The organism is uncultured Escherichia sp., assembly GCF_948475835.1.
In the GTDB taxonomy this organism is placed as follows: domain Bacteria; phylum Pseudomonadota; class Gammaproteobacteria; order Enterobacterales; family Enterobacteriaceae; genus ECMA0423.
Genome location: NZ_CAOLGM010000011.1, coordinates 1 through 22,407, shown reverse-complemented (window position 1 = coordinate 22,407; position 22,407 = coordinate 1). Strand labels below are relative to the sequence as shown.

Annotated in this window: 16 protein-coding genes; 2 read left to right on the top strand and 14 right to left on the bottom strand. The window is 52.6% G+C overall.

What is annotated here, in order from left to right; all coding sequences use genetic code 11:
- Positions 1–2: 2 nt before the first annotated feature.
- Positions 3–1,256: an N-acetylmuramoyl-L-alanine amidase AmiC gene (gene amiC, locus QZF50_RS04005; RefSeq protein WP_000016907.1), complete on the bottom strand. Its 1,254-nt coding sequence runs from the start codon at positions 1,254–1,256 to the stop codon at positions 3–5.
- Positions 1,257–1,487: 231 nt separating this feature from the next.
- On the opposite strand from amiC, the gene argA reads away from it, so the two are divergent.
- Positions 1,488–2,819: an amino-acid N-acetyltransferase gene (argA, locus tag QZF50_RS04000; protein WP_000237947.1), complete on the top strand. Its 1,332-nt coding sequence runs from the start codon at positions 1,488–1,490 to the stop codon at positions 2,817–2,819.
- A 61-nt stretch (positions 2,820–2,880) separates the two neighbouring features.
- On the opposite strand, the gene recD is transcribed toward argA, so the two are convergent.
- The 13 genes from recD to ygdT form a co-directional block, all read right to left on the bottom strand.
- Entirely contained in the window at positions 2,881–4,707 is a 1,827-nt protein-coding gene (gene recD, locus QZF50_RS03995) for an exodeoxyribonuclease V subunit alpha (RefSeq protein WP_000775955.1), read from the bottom strand.
- A complete protein-coding gene (gene recB / locus QZF50_RS03990) occupies positions 4,707–8,249 on the bottom strand; it encodes an exodeoxyribonuclease V subunit beta (protein WP_001472127.1) in 3,543 nt (1,180 codons plus the stop codon). The genes recD and recB overlap by 1 nt, the downstream gene beginning before the upstream one ends.
- Positions 8,242–11,130 carry a pitrilysin gene (gene ptrA / locus QZF50_RS03985; RefSeq protein ID WP_001472128.1) on the bottom strand — a complete coding sequence of 963 codons (2,889 nt, stop codon included), beginning with the start codon at positions 11,128–11,130 and terminating at the stop codon, positions 8,242–8,244. The genes recB and ptrA overlap by 8 nt, the downstream gene beginning before the upstream one ends.
- A gap of 175 nt (positions 11,131–11,305) precedes the next feature.
- Positions 11,306–14,674, bottom strand: a complete 3,369-nt coding sequence (recC, locus tag QZF50_RS03980; RefSeq protein ID WP_061892523.1) for an exodeoxyribonuclease V subunit gamma — start codon at positions 14,672–14,674, stop codon at positions 11,306–11,308.
- Between the two features lie 12 nt (positions 14,675–14,686).
- Positions 14,687–15,010, bottom strand: a complete 324-nt coding sequence (locus QZF50_RS03975; protein ID WP_001276478.1) for a prepilin-type N-terminal cleavage/methylation domain-containing protein — start codon at positions 15,008–15,010, stop codon at positions 14,687–14,689.
- Entirely contained in the window at positions 14,995–15,402 is a 408-nt protein-coding gene (locus QZF50_RS03970; protein ID WP_001078387.1) for a DUF2509 family protein, read from the bottom strand. The genes QZF50_RS03975 and QZF50_RS03970 overlap by 16 nt, the downstream gene beginning before the upstream one ends.
- Positions 15,399–15,962, bottom strand: coding sequence for a prepilin peptidase-dependent protein (locus QZF50_RS03965; protein WP_001144322.1), 564 nt, complete (start codon positions 15,960–15,962; stop codon positions 15,399–15,401). The genes QZF50_RS03970 and QZF50_RS03965 overlap by 4 nt, the downstream gene beginning before the upstream one ends.
- On the bottom strand, positions 15,953–16,423 hold the full coding sequence (locus QZF50_RS03960) for a prepilin peptidase-dependent protein (RefSeq protein WP_000857051.1): 471 nt from the start codon (positions 16,421–16,423) through the stop codon (positions 15,953–15,955). The genes QZF50_RS03965 and QZF50_RS03960 overlap by 10 nt, the downstream gene beginning before the upstream one ends.
- Positions 16,424–16,607: 184 nt before the next feature.
- Entirely contained in the window at positions 16,608–17,402 is a 795-nt protein-coding gene (gene thyA, locus QZF50_RS03955) for a thymidylate synthase (RefSeq protein ID WP_000816232.1), read from the bottom strand.
- A 6-nt stretch (positions 17,403–17,408) separates the two neighbouring features.
- Positions 17,409–18,284 carry a prolipoprotein diacylglyceryl transferase gene (gene lgt, locus QZF50_RS03950; RefSeq protein WP_000204658.1) on the bottom strand — a complete coding sequence of 292 codons (876 nt, stop codon included), beginning with the start codon at positions 18,282–18,284 and terminating at the stop codon, positions 17,409–17,411.
- A 150-nt stretch (positions 18,285–18,434) separates the two neighbouring features.
- Entirely contained in the window at positions 18,435–20,681 is a 2,247-nt protein-coding gene (ptsP, locus tag QZF50_RS03945) for a phosphoenolpyruvate--protein phosphotransferase (RefSeq protein ID WP_000957912.1), read from the bottom strand.
- A 12-nt stretch (positions 20,682–20,693) separates the two neighbouring features.
- The gene (gene rppH, locus QZF50_RS03940) at positions 20,694–21,224 is read right to left on the bottom strand and encodes an RNA pyrophosphohydrolase (protein WP_000564489.1); all 531 of its coding nucleotides are present in this window, start codon (positions 21,222–21,224) and stop codon (positions 20,694–20,696) included.
- 352 nt (positions 21,225–21,576) lie between these two features.
- Complete coding sequence (gene ygdT, locus QZF50_RS03935; RefSeq protein WP_000953278.1) at positions 21,577–21,723, bottom strand: protein YgdT; 147 nt, start codon at positions 21,721–21,723, stop codon at positions 21,577–21,579.
- 185 nt (positions 21,724–21,908) lie between these two features.
- Here ygdT and mutH point away from each other — a divergent pair.
- On the top strand, positions 21,909–22,407 hold a 499-nt coding region (gene mutH / locus QZF50_RS03930; protein WP_290388823.1), incomplete at its 3' end, for a DNA mismatch repair endonuclease MutH.

Here is a 22,407-nt window from a genome sequence, read left to right as displayed (position 1 = left end):
TATCATCCCCTTCTCGCCAGCGTCGCCCCATCGGCAAAATACGCTTTAATCCCCGCAAGAATAGACTCCGCAACTTCCTGCTGGAAAGTCGCCGTTTTCAGTTTACGCTCTTCCTCAACGTTACTGATAAACGCCGTTTCGACCAGAATGGAGGGAATATCTGGTGCCTTTAGTACGGCAAACCCGGCCTGTTCAACTTGATTTTTATGCAGCTTGTTGATTTTACCGAGCTTATTCAGTACCGCTTTACCAAACTTCAGGCTGTCGGCAATGGTCAGCGACTGTACCATATCGAACATGGTGTGGTCGACATAGCGGTCACCGCTTTTGCTCACGCCACCAATCAAGTCCGAGGCGTTCTGGGTTTGTGCCAGATATTTTGCCGCAGTACTGGTTGCACCTTTGGTTGAGAGCGCAAACACAGAGGAACCGCTCGGCTGACGACTGGTAAAGGCGTCGGCATGGATAGAGACAAACAGGTCAGCACGCTGTTTCTGGGCTTTTGCTACGCGCACTTGCAATGGAATGAAGATGTCTTCATTGCGCGTCATGTACACCTTCATATTGCCCTCTTTCTCGATCAGAGAGCGCAAACGGCGAGCTATTTGCAATACCACATCTTTTTCGCGCGTTTTGTATTTCCCCACCGCACCGGAGTCTTCGCCACCGTGGCCAGGGTCAAGCATAATGACAATCGGACGATCGCGCCCTGCTTTACCCGGTTGTGGACCACTTTGCGCTGGCGGCACCTGCTTTTCGAGGTCGCCTTTGTTGTAATCCTCCAGCAGCGCCAGCAGCGGGTCCTGCATATCCTGTGCATTGGCCGGATAGAGGTCCATCACCAGACGCTCTTTAAACCCGGCGACCGGCGCAAGGGCAAACAGCTGCGGTTTTACGTTTTGCTTTAATTCAAAAACCATCCGTACGGTTTGCGGGTCAAATTGCCCGACGCGCGCCGACTTGATGAACGGGTCGTCTGCACGAATTTGTGCCGCCATCCCCTTGAGTACCGAGTTCAGGTTTACATCTTCGATATCCACCACCACGCGTTCAGGGTTACTCAACGCGAACTGCTTATATTTCAGCTGACGATTTGATTCCACCGTCACGCGGGTGTAGCTGGACGCAGGCCAGACGCGCACCGCCACGACCTGGCTGACCGCAGCCAGACTGACCTGACTTACGCTCAATAGCCACATGGCACCCGCGCCTTGCAGTAAACGACGACGGCTGATTGCAGTGTTGGATCCTGACATGCCTCTCCCGAGCAAAAGAAATCTAAGCTGTGTAACAAGTAAACGACTAATTTGACCGGAAACTTTAGCGAAAGACGCATAATCTGTCATCTAATAAACGGTAAACATTCTTTTTATATTCACGGCATTACTGATAAAAAAGTCGCTCTCGCATAAAATTTACACTTGCACCCTGCGAAAAAACAGAATAAAAATACACTAATTTCGAATAATCATGCAAAGAGGTGTGCCGTGGTAAAGGAACGTAAAACCGAGTTGGTCGAGGGATTCCGCCATTCGGTTCCCTATATCAATACCCACCGGGGAAAAACGTTTGTCATCATGCTCGGCGGTGAAGCCATTGAGCATGAGAATTTCTCCAGTATCGTTAATGATATCGGGTTATTGCACAGCCTCGGCATCCGTCTGGTGGTGGTCTATGGCGCACGTCCGCAGATCGACGCAAATCTGGCTGCGCATCACCACGAACCGCTGTATCACAAGAATATACGTGTGACCGACGCCAAAACACTGGAACTGGTGAAGCAGGCTGCGGGAACATTGCAACTGGACATCACTGCTCGCCTGTCGATGAGTCTCAATAACACGCCGCTACAGGGCGCGCATATCAACGTCGTCAGTGGCAATTTTATTATTGCCCAGCCGCTGGGCGTCGATGACGGCGTGGATTACTGCCATAGCGGGCGTATCCGGCGGATTGATGAAGACGCGATCCATCGTCAACTGGACAGCGGTGCAATAGTGCTAATGGGGCCGGTCGCTGTTTCAGTCACTGGCGAGAGCTTTAACCTGACCTCGGAAGAGATTGCCACTCAACTGGCCATCAAACTGAAAGCTGAGAAGATGATTGGTTTTTGCTCTTCCCAGGGCGTCACTAATGACGACGGTGATATTGTCTCCGAACTTTTCCCTAACGAAGCGCAAGCGCGGGTAGAAGCCCAGGAAGAGAAAGGCGATTACAACTCCGGTACGGTGCGCTTTTTGCGTGGCGCAGTGAAAGCCTGCCGCAGCGGCGTGCGTCGCTGTCATTTAATCAGTTATCAGGAAGATGGCGCGCTGTTGCAAGAGTTGTTCTCACGCGACGGTATCGGTACGCAGATTGTGATGGAAAGCGCCGAGCAGATTCGTCGCGCAACAATCAACGATATTGGCGGTATTCTGGAGTTGATTCGCCCACTGGAGCAGCAAGGTATTCTGGTACGCCGTTCTCGCGAGCAGCTGGAGATGGAAATCGACAAATTCACCATTATTCAGCGCGATAACACGACTATTGCCTGCGCCGCGCTCTATCCGTTCCCGGAAGAGAAGATTGGGGAAATGGCCTGTGTGGCAGTTCACCCGGATTACCGCAGTTCATCAAGGGGTGAAGTTCTGCTGGAACGCATTGCCGCTCAGGCGAAGCAGAGCGGCTTAAGCAAATTGTTTGTGCTGACCACGCGCAGTATTCACTGGTTCCAGGAACGTGGATTTACCCCAGTGGATATTGATTTACTGCCCGAGAGCAAAAAGCAGTTGTACAACTACCAGCGTAAATCCAAAGTGTTGATGGCGGATTTAGGGTAAGCGATGAAAATCGTCGGATGCGACATGCGTAACACTCGTACGTCGCATCCGGCAATTACGTTTATTCCCGTGAACTAAACAACGCCGCCAGACCACTGCGCCGCTCAGTACGAGTGGCGATTGCCGCACTTAATATGCGCTCATCGGCATACAGCGACAGACGGCGACGCGCGCGGGTCACCGCGGTATAAACCAGCTCTCGCGTTACTACCGGCGTGCGTTGGCTCGGCAAAATCAACGCCGCATGGTCGAACTCCGATCCCTGCGATTTATGTACCGTCATCGCCCACGTAGTTTCGTGCTCTGGCAAGCGACTCGGTTGCACAGACTTAATATTGCCGTCCGGCATCGCAAACCAGACGCGCGTCCCCTGCCCGCGATCCAGCGCAATACCGATATCGCCATTAAACAACCCAAGCGCGCTGTCATTACGGGCAATCATCACTGGTCGACCTTCGTACCAACGAGAGTGCGGATGACGATGAATTTTGCGCTTCTGTTGCATAAACTGCTCAATTCGCTCATTCAGTCCAGCCACGCCAAACGGCCCTTCCCGCAGGGCGCACAAAAGCTGGTACTCATTGAACGCCTGAATGATTAAATCCGGCTCGGCACGCGCTTGCAGCAGATCCAGATAACGTCCGTAACCCGCAAGAGCTTCCTCAAGCATCGCAATATAATCTTCGCCGCTCTGTAAAAGCCGTTTTTCGATATCAGTAAAATCCTGCTGAAAAACGGTTTTCACTGCCGTTTTATCACCACGGTTGATCGCCGCAGCTAACTGACCAATGCCAGAATCGCTGCCGAAACGATAGCTTTTTTGCAGCAGGCAGAGACTGTCGCGCAAAGATGCCGCTTCTGTGCCGGTTCCTGCCGGAACGTGAGTCCCCGTCAGGCGGCTTAGCTGCCTGGCACGCTCGGCGGTAAAGCCCGCGTTGGCATAAGCGCAGATATCGCCCAGCACAGCCCCAGCCTCAACCGAGGCCAGTTGATCACGATCGCCGAGAAAGATCACTCGCGCATGATCGGGCAAGGCGTCGATCAGTCTCGACATCATAGGCAGATCGATCATTGACGCTTCATCTACCACCAGCACATCAAGATGCAGCGGGTTACCGGCATGATGACGTAAACGCTGGCTACCCGGCTGCGCGCCCAGCAATCGGTGCAAAGTGCTGGCATCTTCCGGAATGCGTTTCTTTTGTTCATCGGTCAGCGGTAACTGTCGCAAAGCCTTGCCGAGAGATTCGGTTAAGCGCGCGGCAGCTTTACCCGTTGGTGCAGCCAGACGGATACGGCAGCGTTCGCCGTCGGCCATTTGAATTAACGCTGCCAGCAACTTCGCTACGGTGGTCGTTTTACCGGTGCCAGGGCCGCCGGAAATCACCGAGATCCGCCGCGTCAGCGCCACTGCCGCCGCAACTTTTTGCCAGTTAATTTCATCGCTTACTGGAAAAAGTTTGTCCAGGGTTTGCGCCAGTAGAGCTTCATCAACCTCAATGGCATGATTCACTTCGTTGAAAAAGCGTGCCACTGTGCGCTCGTTACACCACATGCGATTCAAATAAAGACGATCGCCACAGAGGATCATCGGCGTGGGTTCATCTCCCCTGCTGACCGCTTGAGAAGCCAGCAAGCATTCTTCCCAATTTTGTAGCTCACCGATTTCACTGACACAGGTCGCCAACAGCGGATGCGACGCCTCGTTATTTTCCAGTCGTGAAAGCGGCAAACAAACGTGTCCCTCTCCGGCATCATGACTTAACAGTGCCGCCGCGAGGGTGACGGCAGGATGTTCATCTCCCGCCACGGTCAGGGCAAATTGCACATCCAGCGGGCGTAGCTGTTTGTGCTCCACAGCTTCCAGTAATTGCTTTTGCAATTTCATTACGCCTCCTCCAGGGTCATACCGGCAAACATCTCATCCATCAGGGCAATCAACCCGGCGTTGGGTCGGGTTGTGTAAATCCCCTGTTGCGGATGTTCTTTATCAACGCCACGCAGGAACAGATAAATAACGCCGCCAAAGTGGTGCTCATAGTCGTAATCAGCAATGCGATGGCGCAGATAACGATGCAGCGCCAGGGTATAAAGCTGATATTGCAGATCATAGCGGTGTGCCTGCATTGCCGCTGCCATAGCCTGTTGGGTGTAAGCCGAACTGTCTTCACCCAACCAGTTGGATTTATAGTCGAGCAGGTAATAACGCCCTTCGTGGCGGAACACCAGGTCGATAAAGCCTTTTAACATGCCACGTACCTGCATGAACTCCAGCGGCGGGCAGCCTGCGGATAGCGGGTCAAACTGGCGGATTAACGTATCAAGCTGACTGGCGATAAGCGGTTCACTAATCGGCAGATAAAACTCCATCTCCACCTGTTTATTGCGGGCGGAAAGTTGACTCAGGCTTACGCCGGTTTCATTGAGAGGTGCCTGGAGGACAGCCGTGATCCACTCGGTCAATACCGGTTCCCACTGCGATTCAAAGCCGCCGAGTTCCAGTTTTTCCCGCACCCAGTTCGGGTCAACCGGCTGGGTAAAATCCAGGTCTTCAAACAAACTGTGCAAGAACGTCCCCGGTGACGCACCGCGCGGAAACTGATGTGGTGTTAACGTCGGTTCTTCAACGACGCTGGCAACGCCTGCAGCATCGACATCCAGCCGAGGCATCAAATCCTGGGCGATACCGTGACCACGCTGTTGCAAACCAGAGTAGCTGGTGACGCGCCAGTTATCGCCGGGCAATCGTTGTAACGTCTTCGCATTCAGCTCTGCTGTAGAAACATCATTAACCTGCCAGGGTTGGTTATCACCAGTTTGTGCCGTTTGCCAGGCAATATCATCATCGCATAACGCTTCAATACAGGTGCGAAGCCCTGCCGCATCTTGCGGTTCCCCTTTTTGCAGCAAACGCCCGAGCGCACTTTGGTGGACGTCGGTGTCACCTTTTTTATCGCCACGACGGCGCACCAGCGGTGCAACGCCGAGACTGCAATGCCAAACCGAACGTGTCAGCGCCACGTAAAGCAAACGCAGATCTTCCGCCAGACGTTCGGCCTCCGCGAGGTCGACGCTTTCTGGCGCAGCATTAAGATCCAGAACTGCCTCAAACGAGTGGCGATCGTGATAAAACGCCTGCTCCTGGACGCGGAAATTGGTGATAAACGGCAGCCAGACCAATGGATATTCCAGCCCTTTCGATTTGTGGATCGTGACAATCTGCACCAGATGTTTATCACTTTCGAGACGCATTTGTTGGCTGGAGGCATTACTGTCTGGCTCGAGGATATGTTGCGATAACCAGCGTACCAGCGCATGTTCACTTTCCAGCTGCGTTCCGGCTTCTTGTAGCAGTTCGCTGATATGCAAGATATCGGTAAGACGCCGCTCACCGCCTGCCGTTGCCAGCAAGTTTTCAGCAATGTTACGCGCCGACATCAGCGCCCGCAGCATCGGCATAACGCCACGTTTGCGCCAGATTTGCCGATAACCATCGAACTCTTCGACTACCACATCCCACGCATGTTCGTCATTGTTCAGCGTTTCGATATCCAGCGCGTTCAGCCCCATCATTGACGTTGCCAGCGCACTACGCAGGGTGTTCTCACGTTCGGGCGTCATCACCGCCTGCAACAACCAAAGCATTTCCTGCGCTTCCAGAGTTTCAAAAACACTGTCGCGGTTCGAAAGGTAAACGGAAGGGATTTCCAGCAACGTTAAGGCATCGCGCACCTGGGCGGCCTCCTGGCGGCTGCGCACCAGCACACTGATGTCCGAAGCACGCACCGGACGCGCGTCGTCGCCGTTCATCAGCAACGCTTCGCCCCGCTGTCCGGCTTGTAGCCAGTCGCGGATTTGCGCAGCACATACCTGCGCCATGGTACTTTGATAATCGCCAACGCCGCAGCTTTCGCCTTCCATCAGCCACATTTTCATCGCAGGCTGTGTTTCACCTTTAAATACAAAACGTAACGCCTGATTTTTCCCGGCTGATTTCACTGGAATAAACGGTATTTCGCGAAACATGAACGCGTCATCAGTCTGGCTGAAAAGCTTATTCACGCTGTTCACCATTCCTGGTGCGGAACGCCAGTTGGTGTCTAAAGTGTAGTGGGCGTGAACTTCGCTACGCGCCTTCATATAAGTGAAGATATCCGCACCCCGGAATGCATATATGGCCTGCTTCGGGTCGCCAATCAGCAACAATGCGGTTTCCGGCTGATGGTGCCAGATACGGCGAAAAATTCGGTACTGCTGGGGGTCGGTATCCTGAAATTCATCGATCATTGCCACCGGGAATCGCGTACGGATCGCCGCTGCCAACACCTCACCGCTTTCGCTACGCAGCGCGGAATCGAGCCGACTTAACATGTCATCAAAACCCAATTCGCCACGGCGGCGTTTTTCACGCGCTACTGTTTCGCGGATCTCAGCCAATGCGCGGGTGATCACCAGATCGCGGATCGACAATGGTTCTGCAAGCAGTTGATCGATCGCCTCAAACAGTGGATGTCGCGGGGTTTCCCCCCCGGCTTTCGTGCGATCTTCTAAGAAACGCTGGGAGAATTTTTCCAGCGACTCTGGCAACTGATAACTGTTGGTCTCTTCTTCTGCCCAGGCGCTGATCTTGTCGATCCATTTAGCCTGATTGCTACGGTTAAACTTGCGTCGATCAATACCAGAAGATTCGATCAGCGCATCCAGTTCACCCACTGCGTCGCGCCACTGCTGTTTTACCGTATCAATACGCGCCACAATTTGCGCGTGGCGGGAAGCCAGCGTTTCATCATCGGGCGGCGGTGCTTTGATAACCGGTGCTTCGCCTTGCAGATAACGATTAATATCGCGCAGCAACGCCTGCGGCCCTTTCCAGGTTTCAAAGACCACCAGGGCAATTTCACGCGGCAGCGGGTAGCAGTGGCGACGCCAGAAATCGGCGCAGGCCTGGTAGCGTAGCAGAGACTCATCTTCAATCAGCTGCTGCTCAAACAGCATACCGGATTCAAAGGCATTCAGGTTGAGCATGCGCTGGCAAAAACCGTGAATAGTAAAGACTGCCGCTTCATCCATCTGCCGTTCGGCTAACAACAACCACTGCGCGGCTTGCGCTTTATCGTCGATCTCTTCCAGCAGGCGTTCGTACAGTGGATTGTCGGTGGTTTCACGCAGACAGGCGATGCGCAACTCGTGGATATTGCTACGGATACGACCACGCAATTCTGCCGTGGCAGCCTCGGTAAAGGTGACCACCAGCAGTTCTTCAACGGTCAGCGGGCGGGGAAAGGCGGCGGAACCGCCTAGTCCAAGTAACAGGCGCAAATAGAGCGCCGCAATCGTAAAGGTTTTGCCTGTGCCGGCAGAGGCTTCAATCAGGCGCTCGCCCTGTAAGGGCAAGCGCAAAGGATCTAGTGTCTCGGCGACATCACTCATTCTTTTCACTCATCAGGGGCATTGTTTGCTGCAACGCGCTGACGTTCTCCCACACTTTCCAGCCTTCAGGATGCACATATTCGGCTTTCCCGTTCTGGCTGCCGGAAATCTGCGACAGAATAGCCATGCCTTGCGGCTCGACCACCGCCTGATGGAAGAAATCAGCAAGTTTTTGCGGCGTCAGCAGTTTTATCTGGGCCACGATTTTATCACGCGAATCGAAGCGCATATTGCCGCGATCGAAATCTTTACTTAACTTCGATGCTTCTTCGCCGAGCGTTTGCGGTGCCTGCAGCATCTGGGTAATTACCGCCTGCTGGATTTGCGCAAACTCTTCTGGCTTCATCGCCCGCAATTTTGCCTCTGCGGTTGGGAAAAACGCCTTGTAACGCTCCCACAAGAATGAAGGCTGTTTATCATTGCTTTGCAAAAGGAAGCCCATGCCCCACTGACGCCCCACGCTCATTGGAAACGCAAACACGGCATAGCCCAACTGTTCTTCGGTACGCAACTGATTGTAGAACCACGGCTGTACGATCTGCCCCAACAGTGAGCTATAGGCTGAGCTGGTGTATTCATCGTAGCCAGTCGGTACAAATACCGCTGCCAGTGCGGAGTCGGTGCTGTTACCGGCTTTTTCAAAGATGACGGATTGTTTTTTATCGACCACGACATCTTTGTTACGACACCACTCCGAACCATCAGCGCCCAACTGTTTTTGCACATCGCGTGCCAGCGTTGTTGCCTGGGCTTCGGTCATGTTGCCAATAACCATAAACTCTGGTCGAGCCCCTGATTTTAAGGCGTCGCGATAGGCCAGCACCTCTTTCAACGTAATGGAGGGCAAAATTTTGCGCCGTTCATCTCGCGAGAAGTACGGCACTTGCGAGAGCATCTGCGCGGGCATAATCGCCTGCTCGAACGCTTTGCCCTTTTCTGCGGAATCCATCATCTGGTTATACCAGGACTTCGCCTGCTCAAGCTGATCTTCCGTAGCGGTATAGTTAAAGTAGCCCTCGAGCAATGCCTGGAGCAGCTGCGGCAGACGCTGGGTGTAACCATTAGCATTAACCATAAGGCCGTTGTTAGCGTTGGTGGAAAAACTTATGCCACCAACCGACGCCTGGTTGCTTAACTGATCAAGCGCCAGCCCTGCGAGATAATCATTGAGCGCAAACATCACCTGATTGCGGGCGCTGTCCATGGCTTTCGGATTACGCAAAATCAGGCTGACATCGGCTTTGGGCTCGCTGGCAAAATAACGGCTTGGCGCATACACTACTCGCAGATTCGACTCATCAACAATCAGCTCTGGATGGTCGTATTTCTTCTCTGACTTAATCAGCGAGAAATCGTCAGGAATATAAGGGTTAAGCTCTGGCAAAGAGAGCGCAATGTCGGCGGCTTTTTTCTGCCAGTCGGCGAAAGTTTGTGCGCTGATTTTATCGACCTGATACGGCGCATCGACAAAGTAAGCCGTTTTGTTGTGCGGCTCTTTCGGGCTGATATACCAGATACGCGCATTCTGCGGCGTCATCATCGCCAGACGTTCCTTTACTGCTTTAGCATCGTACCGATCGGCAATATTGACTGCATCCAGCGTATGCTCAACAGGAACGCGAATCATGGTATCTGCCAGCCATTCGACGTAATCCATATCACGGGTGATTGACGGATAACGGAAGTCGATATCCAGCACATTCGCCAGTTCATCGAAGTATTGTTTATCGATCCCTTTTTCACGTAACAAATTGAGGTAGCTAAAAATAGCCGCCACAACCTGATCGCGATTCGCCAGACCTTTATCGGTTAAAGACGCAGAGATCGCTAATACGCCGCTGTTGCCGTTGACGATAGGATCGGAGTTGGCGCTAATGCCCTCAACTAATCCCTGCTTTTGCAGCCAGTCGGAAAGTGTACCTGGGCTGCGATTACCAATCAGATAGGTAATCAATTCATCGGTTTTGCTACGGAATTTCGCCGAGTTGTTATCAATACGAAACTCTACGCGCAACACTTTACGCGGCAGCGCCGGGACGTAATGTATGATAATGCCCTTTTGCGCGTCGGTGACTACCGGCACGGTGATTTCCGGTTTTTTGCTCTCTTTGTTCGGCACGCGACCAAAGGTGTCCGCCGCCATTTTTGCCAACTCCGGCAGCGGTTTATTGCTGTAAATAACCGCCTTCATCAGATTGGCGGAATAGTACTTCTCGTGGAAATCTTTCAGCGCCTGCTGCACCGGATTACCAGGTTTGTCGCTTAAAGTTTCGAGGTTACCACCAGAAAACTTTGAACCGGGGTGTGCCGGGTTAATGGTTTCTGCGCTGACCTGTGCCATGCGCATCCCGTCACGCGTACGCGCCATGGTTAATTCAGCGTTCACTGCATTACGCTCACGTTCGGCGTATTTCTTGTCGAGCAAGGGTTCTGCAATAGCATCAGCCAGGCGGTCTACCGCACCAGGCAAGGCGTCGTTCTCAACTTCCAGATAGAAAGCCGTGCGATACGGCGCAGTGCTGGCATTGTGACTACCGCCGTGCATTTTGAGATATTCGGCCAGACTGTCAGCCTGCGGGTACTTTTTCGACCCCATCAGACTCATATGTTCAAGGTAATGTGCCAGCCCCTGGTACGCCTCGGGATCTTCCAGCGACCCAACGGGCACCACCAGCGCCGAGAGCGATTTAACTGCCTGCGGATCAGAAACCAGCAAGACCACCATACCGTTATCCAGACGTATAGCCTGATACTGGCGGTTATCTTTATCACTTTTACGGATGGTTTCCTGAATCGGCTGCCATCCCGTTTCTGCCTGACTTAAGGGTGCCCAAAGGGCAACTAACAACAATAATGCTTTGAACCAGGTGCTGCGGGGCATTCACGGACCTCATAATCAACTTAATTTTCTGTCCAGATTCAACACGTTAACGCAAATCATCTGCCAGAATTTAATCTTGTGCTGCACGAGTCAGCCTATGTTTATATAACCATCAGTCCGTGACTGGTGCGCATCATAAAGTAAGCGGATAGATTGCGCAATTTTTATACAGCACTCATGACTGATTAAAGCGAAACAGCGGTAACAGGAAACGTTGCGACTGTTCAACGATGGCCTCCATTGTCTCTGGTGTTAATTGCCGCCAGAGCCTTTGATACCAGATATCATCACCTTCGCCACGCACCATCATGTTGCCTTCGTAAGCCTGAAGGAATTTCGTACGGGCTTTTTGCAACGTGGAATCGTCATCCAGCATGGCACCGTTTTGCGCGTCATAACAGGTTTTTAGCCACGCGCCGCCACTTTCAGGTAACACCAGCAATGGCGCGGACATCCCTTCACGATACCCCTCAATCAGTTGTGAGAGGTAATGCAAAGCCTGTTCGGCTGCAAGCGGCGGAAAACGCCACTCGCCGTCTTTGCGTAGAAAAAGGCGACTTTCACCATTACCACCGCTGGCACAGTAGACAAGGTGTTCCAGCCAAAGTTGCATTCCCTGCGCCACACTTAATAAAGAGGGACGCCAGCGCAACAGGCCATCCGGCTGCACCTGCGGCAACCAGCCAGTTATCTGCACACCGTTGCAGGCGAGATCAATTTCCATACTCTGCCCCGGCTGGCGACAGGCAATGACTCTGTCGGCAAGCTGCTGCATCTCCTGGCACTGTGTTTCCCAGAAAATTTCACCAAAAGCGCCATACGGTAAATCCCCTGCCGCCCGGAAGCGGCGGAACAAGCGTTCGGCATCATCCTGCTCAACCAGTGCATTCAATAACTGCTGATTGATTTGATAACGGCTAAGCCCTTCCAGAATAAATGGCTCGGTGTCTGGGATTTCGCTGTCTTCAGTACGGAAGTTCACCTGCAAACGCATCTGGAAGAACGCCCGCACCGGATGTGCCCAGAATCGTTGTAGCGTTTCCAGCGGCACGGTTTCCGGTAAGGTAAACGGCAGCGGCTGAACAAATTCAGAATGTGCTTTACCAGCCTGGCTGGCCGCAGGTAGCCATTCACGAGCATAGCTTTGTCGTTCGCCTGGCTGGTAGTTTTGCGGATCAAACGGCATCCGGGTATGGAGGCAAGTAAGATGCGCTTTTACCCTTGCCTCGCTTTCATCACAGTTGAGCGCTTCATCGCCCGGTAGATAATGACTTTGCCCGATGTAGTCGATCAGTTCCTGCACCAGTACCGACGGGAAACGTTCACTGTTATCCTGAATGGAACGCCCGATATAGCTGATATAGAGTTTTTGCTGCGCGGAAATTAACGCTTCCAGGAACAGGTAGCGGTCGTCATCGCGACGGCTACGGTCGCCACGCTTCGGTTTCTGGCTCATCAGGTCAAAGCCCAATGGCGCAAGCTGACGTGGATAAACGCCGTCGTTCATTCCCAGCAGGCAAACCACTTTGAACGGAATTGAACGCATTGGCATCAGAGTACAAATGTTAACCGGTCCGGCGAGAAAACGCTGGCTGATACGTTCTTGATCCAGACGCTGCGCCAGTTCATCACGCAATAGTGACAGCGGCACCGCGTCGCCATACTGCGCACCTAAACCTTCGGCGATAATCGCCTGCCATTGTTGTTCGATCAGCGTCATCGCCGCTTCGGTTTCCGCATCCGGCAGGAAGAAGGCGTTGAGCATATCGCGACAAACCGGCAACCACTCTTCTAGCGGACGCTCCTGTGCCAGCCCGCGACGCCAGATGTTTAGCTGCATTAGCAGTGAAGCCAGATGCCCCACCAGTTCTGCAATTAAGCCGCTCGATTCATCATAAGGTAGAACCGATTGCCACTCGCCCTGCGCGCTCTCCATCGCGTAGCCCAGCAACATACGCGTCAGGCCAAATCGCCAGGTGTGTTGTCCGGTGGCGGGGAGTTCCAGCTCGCGAACGTTGTCGTCATCTATCCCCCAACGAATGCCGGATTCGTTGACCCACTGGCGTAAATAACGCAGCCCTTCTTCGGTGATGTCAAACCGCGCCGCCAGCACCGGCACATCCAGTAATGCCAGCACGTCTTCCGACACAAAGCGGCTGTCTGGCAACGATAACAGGCTGATAAACGCTTCCAGTACCGGATGCGACTGCCGCGCCCGACGGTCGGAAATGGCGTAAGGCAGGTAACGATCCGCAGGTGCGCTACCAAACACAGCCTGAATAAACGAACTGTAGCTGTCGATATCAGCCACCATCACGATGATGTCGCGCGGAGTAAGTGTCGGGTCTTCTTCCAGCATCGCCAGCAGGCGATCGTGCAAAACTTCAACTTCACGCTGCGGGCTATGGCAAACGTGGAAGGTGATACTGCTATCCAGTGGATCAAGCGGGCGTTTGTTATCGCTACGGGAAAACTCTTCGATGTTCACACCAGCAACGGCACGGTTTTCCAGTTCCAGAATGTCAGACTGAATGTTATGCAGCAGGTTATCTGGCGTGACATCGACAAAGGCGTCCAGCTCCTGGCTGCTCTCCAGGTCAGAAAGGAGATAAATGTAGTCGCGCCCAAGCTTACCCCATGAAGCCAGCAGCGGGTTGCCGACATCCTGTTCACCATCGCTGTTAAAGAGCTGCCCGGCATTTTCGCTATCACGAAATAGCGGCAATTCGCGATCTTCAAAACTGTGTCGACGCTGACGGGTCAGCAGTTTCGCCAGATAAGCAGGATCTTTAATATCGCCCCAGTAATAACGGCAGGGGTTGGTAAACAGGAGATGGATTTCAATATGTTTACCCAGCGCCTGTAGCGCCTGGAGATAAACAGGCGGTAACGCGGAAATACCGCATATAAAGACGCGCGAAGGTAGCCCCGGCGGGCAGGTCGTCGCGGACTCCAGCGTTTCGATAAAGCGCTGATAGAGATTGGCGCGGTGCCAGCGCGGTTGCCCGAGTTGATGGGTATATTCCACCAACGCCTTCCACAACGGCGCTTGCCAGGCCTGTGCTTCTCCCAGCCCTTCAACCAAATGTCCTGTTTCCCACTGTGCCAGCCAGTCCGGACGATAGACCAGATACTGGTCAAACAGGTCCGCCGCTTTTGAAGAAAGCTGGAACAGTTTTCGCTTGTCGCTATCGTCAGTCAGATAATGCCGCAACAGGGTAAAGTCTTCGCGCTCCAACAATTGCGGCAGCAGAGTCATCAGTTTCCAGCTCATGCTCTGTTTGTTAAAGGCGCTCTCTTTGGGGATTTCCGGTAACACCCGGACGAACATATCCCAGATAAAGCTCGCTGGCAGCGGAAAATCAATGTTTGCCGCAATACCAAACTTTTGCGACAGGGTCATTTGCAGCCACTGCGCCATACCGGTACTTTGCACCAGAATCATCTCTGGTTCGAAAGGATCGTCCAGCCGTTCGCGTTCGACAATAAACTCCATCAACGCTTCCAGCACGTCCAGACGATTGGAATGGTAGACCCTTAACATAGCGGCTCCTGACTACTGACGATTCGGGCAATGCAGGCGGGTCATCTCGCCTTCTCTGCCCCCGGGTGAAACTAGCGTAACGCTGATGCTGACACATCCCGCCTGCGATGTCTGCATTCGGTTGACCTGCCAGTTGGCAGGTGGCGAAATCGCGCGCAGTTGCGTTTGCTGCCAACCATGCCGCCAGAGCTGTTGGTACTGGTTTCTGCTGGCGAGACTGTTCATTAATGTTCGCTGGATACCCGATAACGCAGTGACAATCATCACCATCAGCACCATCGCAACCATTACCTCCGGCAGGCTAAAGCCTTGTTGATTCTTCAGGGAAGCTGACATAATGCCCCCTCTTTCAGCGGACAAAAATCGCTCCAGCCGCGTGGCGAAAAAACAATTTTTCCATCAATGACTTCGCCTGTTCGCCACAACGAAACGCCTTCATAACCGGCAATCAATAAGGCTTCATTATCTGCCAGTAAACGCAAACAAACCTGGGCATCGGTTCCAGCGTACTGCGAGCACTGAACTGCTGGCTGCGTCTGCCAGGAGTGCATTTTTCCCCACGCCAGCGCCGACTGAACGATGGCCTGGCGGCGCAATGACTGACTTTCCATGCTCACGCGAGAGGCAAAACTGCGATCCTGCTGACTCATTCCTTGCAATAGCAAGCTACCCAAAACCAGCAGCATCAGGACCAGAGCCAGTGACGAAACACCTTTTTCGCGGTTCACAGGTTGAATCCTGTCACGCTATAGCTGGCATCCACCACGGTTTGCGGTTCAGACTTACTGGCAGCACGCATATTAACCGTCAACACCGGCGAGAAGCCGCTGACATCCTGACGTACGACCTGAAAAGTGTCGATAATGATGGCATCCGGATTAGTGACTTTATCCCAGCCCTTACCTTCACAGGATGTCGCACCGCGTAGCGTTTCCAGCACATGCTCCTTCAGACGAAATCCAATCTGGTCGGACTCTTTTACCGGTTCACGATCCCAGATACCGTTACTGTTCGCATCCCACTGCACAATGATACAGTCACCCTGTCCGACAATTTCCAGCCCTTCGCCGGTACAGCTGCCATGACAATAACCCGCCCTCTGGAGATGCTTCGCGACGGTAAATACCCGCAGCCAGATTTCATCTTCCAGCGCCAGCTTACGGGTGCTCGTTAAACTTTCACGCTGTAACGCAGGCAGAAAGCGTGCAGCCCCCAGCAACAATACGCTACTGATCGCCATAGCAATCAACACTTCCAGCAGAGAAAAACCTTGCTCTTTTACAGGCATCCTTCTGTTTCTCCTTGCTGACAAAGCCGGAGTCTTCCCCACGGCGAAACCACCAGCCACCACTCGCCCGTTGAGTTTTTGAAGCGAATATGCCCGGCCCATGCGGTATTGCGCAGGCCAAAGAAAGCAAGCGAAGGTGTCAGGTCGCTCATTTCGACTTCGGGCCAGCGTGGCACAAAGACCAATGGTGAACTGCCATGACAGGTATTGGCCCCAGCAGCGGAACTCACAAGGCACCATAACGTCCCCTCCCTGATAACGCTGATACTGTGGTCGCGGTTATGCCAGTTGGCATCTTCACGTAAATAGAGCAAATAGTCCCGCGCCTGGCTGGCGGTTTGCCATAGCCGTTGCGACTGCTGCCAGTATTGCCAGCCATAGAGTCCACTTGCGCTTAGCATGACCAAAATCAGCATCGCGACCAGCGTTTCAATCAGCGTATAACCACGTTGTGTTTTCATGCCGGCAGTATGGAGCGAGGAGAAAAAAAGACGAGGGCCAGTTTCTATTTCTTCGGCGCATCTTCCGGACTATTTACGCCGTTGCAGGACGTTGCAAAATTTCGGGAAGGCGTCTCGAAGAATTTAACGGAGGGTAAAAAAAACCGACGCACACTGGCGTCGGCTCTGGCAGGATGTTTCGTAATTAGATAGCCACCGGCGCTTTAATGCCCGGATGTGGATCGTAGCCTTCAATCTCAAAGTCTTCGAAACGGTAGTCGAAGATGGATTCGGGTTTACGTTTGATAATCAACTTCGGCAGCGGACGCGGTTCGCGGCTTAATTGCAGATGAGTTTGATCCATATGATTGCTGTACAGGTGCGTGTCGCCCCCCGTCCAGACAAAATCGCCCACTTCCAGATCACACTGCTGCGCCATCATATGCACCAGTAACGCGTAGCTGGCAATGTTAAACGGCAGGCCGAGGAAAACGTCACAGGAGCGCTGATAAAGCTGGCAAGAGAGTTTGCCGTCTGCCACATAGAACTGGAAGAACGCATGGCACGGTGCCAGCGCCATTTTATCCAGTTCGCCTACGTTCCACGCTGAAACAATAATGCGGCGCGAATCCGGGTCGTTTTTCAGCTGGTTCAGTACCGTAGTGATCTGGTCAATATGACGACCATCCGGCGTTGGCCAGGCGCGCCACTGTTTACCATACACTGGCCCGAGGTCGCCGTTTTCATCGGCCCATTCGTCCCAGATGGTGACATTGTTTTCGTGTAGATAAGCAATGTTAGTGTCGCCCTGCAGAAACCACAGCAGTTCATGGATGATGGAACGCAGGTGGCAACGTTTAGTTGTCACCAGCGGGAATCCATCCTGCAGGTTAAAACGCATCTGATGACCAAAAATGGAAAGCGTTCCGGTTCCGGTACGGTCGTTTTTCTGTGTGCCTTCGTCGAGCACTTTTTGCATCAGTTCTAAATACTGTTTCATGGTTCCTCAGGAAACGTGTTGCTGTGGGCTGCGACGATATGCCCAGACCATCATGATCACACCCGCGACAATCATCGGGATGGAAAGAATTTGTCCCATGCTGATGTACTGCACCCAGGCACCAGTAAACTGCGCGTCGGGCTGGCGGAAAAACTCAACAATGATGCGAAACGCGCCGTAACCAATCAGGAACAAACCTGAGACAGCTCCCATTGGGCGCGGTTTACGAATATACAGGTTGAGGATAATAAACAGCACTACACCTTCCAGCAACAGCTCGTAAAGCTGTGATGGGTGGCGCGGCAGCACACCGTAAGTATCGAAAATGGATTGCCACTGCGGGTTGGTTTGCAGCAGCAAAATATCTTCTGTACGGGAGCCAGGGAACAGCATGGCAAACGGGAAGTTCGGGTCAACGCGGCCCCACAATTCACCGTTAATAAAGTTGCCCAGACGCCCGGCACCAAGACCAAACGGAATGAGTGGTGCGATAAAATCAGAGACCTGGAAGAAGGAACGTTTAGTACGGCGGGCGAAGATAATCATCACCACGATAACGCCAATCAGGCCGCCGTGGAAAGACATGCCGCCGTCCCAGACACGGAACAGATACAGCGGATCGGCCATAAACTGCGGGAAATTGTAGAACAGAACATAACCAATACGTCCACCGAGGAAGACGCCGAGGAAGCCCGCATAGAGTAAGTTTTCAACTTCATTTTTGGTCCAGCCACTGCCCGGACGATTCGCCCGTCGTGTTGCCAGCCACATTGCAAAAATGAAACCCACCAGATACATCAGGCCGTACCAGTGAAGCGCCACGGGTCCTATTGAGAAAATGACCGGATCAAACTCCGGAAAATGCAGATAGCTACTGGTCATCTGTCACCACAAGTTCTTGTTATTTCGCTGAAAGAGAACAGCGATTGAAATGCGCGCCGCAGGTTTCAGGCGCTCCAAAGGTGCGAATAATAGCACAAGGGGACCTGGCTGGTTGCCGGATACCGTTAAAAGATATGTATATGATCCGCGCTATAACCCTCCGCGAATCAGCCCGCCCATGCCGCGACGCTCCATAAAGGCTGCAACCTGATGGCGAACTTCGGTCGCCAGTTGCGCTTCCAGACTACGCTGCGCAAGATTTTCTGCGTCGGCATAATCAATGCGCCGCAGCAGGTATTTTACCCGCGCTACAGAACGTCCGTTCATAGACAGATGGCGATACCCAAGCCCAATGAGGATTGCCACGCACATGGGATCGCCCGCCATTTCACCGCACAAACGGAGATCGATTCCATGTATTTCCGCTTCCCGGGCGATCATCGCCAGAGCTCGTAACATTGCAGGATGAAGACTGTCATAAATGTTCGCCACCCGGGTATTGTTGCGATCAACGGCCAGAATGTATTGAGTCAGATCGTTGGTGCCAACAGAGATGAAATCGACCCGCTTTGCCAGATGCGGCAGCATAAATACCATTGACGGCACTTCCAGCATGATGCCGATACGTGGTTTGGGAATTTCGTAACCGATCATCTCCTCGACTTCACGTCCGGCACGTTCAATCAGGCGGCGTGCTTCATCAACTTCATCGAGGCTTGTGACCATCGGCAACAGAATATTCAGGTTGCCCGTAGCGGCATTAGCACGCAGCATCGCCCGCACCTGGATCAAGAAGATCTCCGGCTGATCGAGCGTAATGCGAATCCCACGCCAACCCAGGCATGGATTCTCTTCGCTGATCGGCATGTAAGGCAGCTGCTTATCTGCTCCGACATCCAGCGTACGCAAGGTGACGGGTTTATCATTGAACATTTGCAGCATCCCCTGATACTGCGCCACCTGTTCTTCTTCCGACGGGAAACCACTTTGCAGCATGAATGGGATTTCAGTGCGATAAAGACCAATGCCATCAATACGGCTGCCCAGTTTTTCTTCATGTTCCGGGCTTAAACCAGCATTGAGCATGACTTTTATACGCTCACCGCTTTTTAACTGCGCGGGTAAATTGACGTCATCTTCCGCCAGACGGCTAAGCTCAATCTCTTCACTAATTAGCCGCTGATATTCTTGCAGCAGTACCGGCTCCGGATCGACCAGCAATTCACCGCGATAGCCATCAACGATCAGCGTCCTACGATGCAGCACCGAAGGCTGAATATCCGCGCCCATCACGGTAGGGATCCCCAGCGCACGTACCATGATCGCAGCATGGGAGTTGGCTGCGCCATCTCGCACGACAACACCGACTAAGCGATCCTGGGGCAGCTCAGCAAGAGTTGTCGCTGACAGTTCATCTGCCACCAGAATGAAACGTTCCGGCCAGGCGTTCGGCCCTTGATTAGCGTCATCAAGATGAAACAGCAATCGCTGACCCAGCGCACGTAAATCGCCAGCCCGCTCTTTGAGATAGTTATCGCTTAGCGCGGCAAACTGTTCGGCAAATTTTTCAATGACCGTTTTTACCGCCCACTCTGCCACCGAGCCTTTATCAACCTCGGCAAACAATTCGCGACGCAGCCGGGTGTCCGAAAGCAGGTGCGAGTAAAGATCGAAAATAGCCGCCGTTTCTTTTTGTGCTCCGGCGGCAAAGCGTTTGCTGTAGCGGCGAAACTCGTTTGCCGCTTCTTCCAGCGCCCCGGTCAGTCGTTCGCGTTCCAGAGCCGGATCCAGCGTTGATGCCTGATACACCTGTTCCATTAAAGGTAACGTGGCATCCTGCCAGCCTTCGGCAATCGCCACACCAGGTGCTGCCGGTAATGCGCGGATTCGCGTCTGGCGATATTGCCCAAACAGGGCAGTCAACTGCGACTGAGAAAGAATAGCTGCCATCTGGGTGGCAAGCGTCACCAGGAAGGATTCTTCACTTTCGTCATACTGGCGCAACTCTCGTTGCTGTACCACCAGTACACCAAGCAACTGGCGACGTTGAATAATTGGTACGCCTAAAAACGCGCGGAAACGTTCTTCTTTTACGGAGGGGATGTATTTGAAGCTGGGGTGCTTTTGCGCATCTGCAAGGTTTATCGGTTCCGCCAGCCTGCCAACCAGGCCGACGATCCCTTCATCAAACGCGAGCGTTACAGTGCGACCGCGTGGTTTTTTCAGCCCCCGGGTCGCCATCAGGTAGTAACAACGTCGATCATGATCGGCCAGGTAGACCGAACAGACCTCGGTATCCATCGCAAGACAGATGTCGGTAACCAGAATATTTAACGCCTCATTCAGGCGTGGTGCGCTGGCTACCTTTTCGACTATTTCGCGCAGGCGAGTGAGCATAATTGGCGTGACTTAACCTCTTTTACGTCGATAAGCAGATGCGTTTTGTGGTTTTGGCGTATTTTCCTGCAGTGACATCACCACACTCGCGAACTCTTTCATTACCCTACGGTAGACATCACGTTTAAATGACACCACCTGTCTGACCGGATACCAGTAACTTACCCATCGCCAGCCGTCAAACTCTGGTGTACTGCTGGTTTGCATATTGATTTCTGCATCGCCGCTCACCAGCTGCAAGAGAAACCATTTTTGTTTTTGGCCGATACAAACCGGCTTCGTGTCCCAACGCACCAAACGTTTCGGTAATTTGTAGCGCAACCAGTTACGCGTTGAAGCAAGGATTCGAACGTCTTTGCGGCTTAATCCTACTTCTTCAAACAATTCACGGTACATCGCCTGCTCTGCGGATTCTCCGGGGTTGATTCCGCCTTGCGGAAATTGCCAGGAGTGCTGACCAAATCGCCGGGCCCACATTACCTGCCCCTGGCGATTACAAATCACGATACCTACGTTTGGGCGGTAGCCATCGTCATCAATCACCGGACTACCTCAAAATAAAGCTTTATATACGAATGATTGTTTCATACTCCAGGAAGACGGTAAACCACTCTCTGCAGGGCATTACACACTAATAACAATTGAATAACTCACAGTTATGTGCAGAGTTATAAACAGAGGAAGGGGTGGATAGCCGTTTTTATTCACCTTTTCTGTGGATAGAGTTGTGAAGAACTACGGAATTACTACGGGAAAACCCGGAGCATTCTGAATAAGCCCGATATAGACATTTTAAAATATTCATTATTAGTCAATGCATTACATGTAATTTGAGTAATGAAAAAGAGTAATTCGTGACCCAGGTCACACCTCTCATTTACGGGTTGGCGAAAGATCAACCAATGCCGTATTTATCCACAGAATGTGCCACTAAGTTAAGCACTGAACCACTAAAAACTGGAGTTTCATCGCACGTCAAGGCTGTAAATGGAAACAGTAGTGGAGGTTTTTCACAGTTATCCCAGCTTTCTGTGGATAACATGGTGTAAGATCCTGTTTATTTTCAGTGACCAGATTTGGAAAACCTATTGCAGTGTTGCGCAACTCGATTACCGGCAGCCTAAAAAGCAATATAAATCAGGGAATTGAACAACACATGTGGAAAAAGTTACACTGCGAATATTCGGCACATAATTGCTGTTTGTTTTTTAATCAAGGTATCATGACATGTCCCAACCTCGCCCACTGCTCTCTCCTCCCGAAACTGAAGAACAGTTGTTAGCGCAAGCACAGCAACTTTCTGGTTATACATTGGGAGAACTGGCGGCACTTGCCGGGCTTGTTACGCCAGAGAATTTAAAACGCGATAAGGGCTGGATTGGCGTGTTACTGGAGATCTGGCTAGGTGCCAGCGCAGGGAGTAAACCTGAGCAAGATTTTGCCGCTCTGGGCGTGGAACTTAAAACTATCCCTGTGGATAGTCTTGGTCGTCCGCTGGAAACAACATTCGTTTGTGTTGCCCCGTTAACGGGTAATAGCGGGGTGACCTGGGAAACCAGCCATGTGCGCCACAAGCTCAAACGCGTACTGTGGATACCGGTTGAAGGCGAGCGCAGCATCCCGCTGGCGCAGCGTCGCGTAGGATCACCGTTGCTGTGGAGCCCGAATGAAGAGGAAGACCGACAGCTACGCGAAGACTGGGAAGAATTAATGGATATGATTGTTC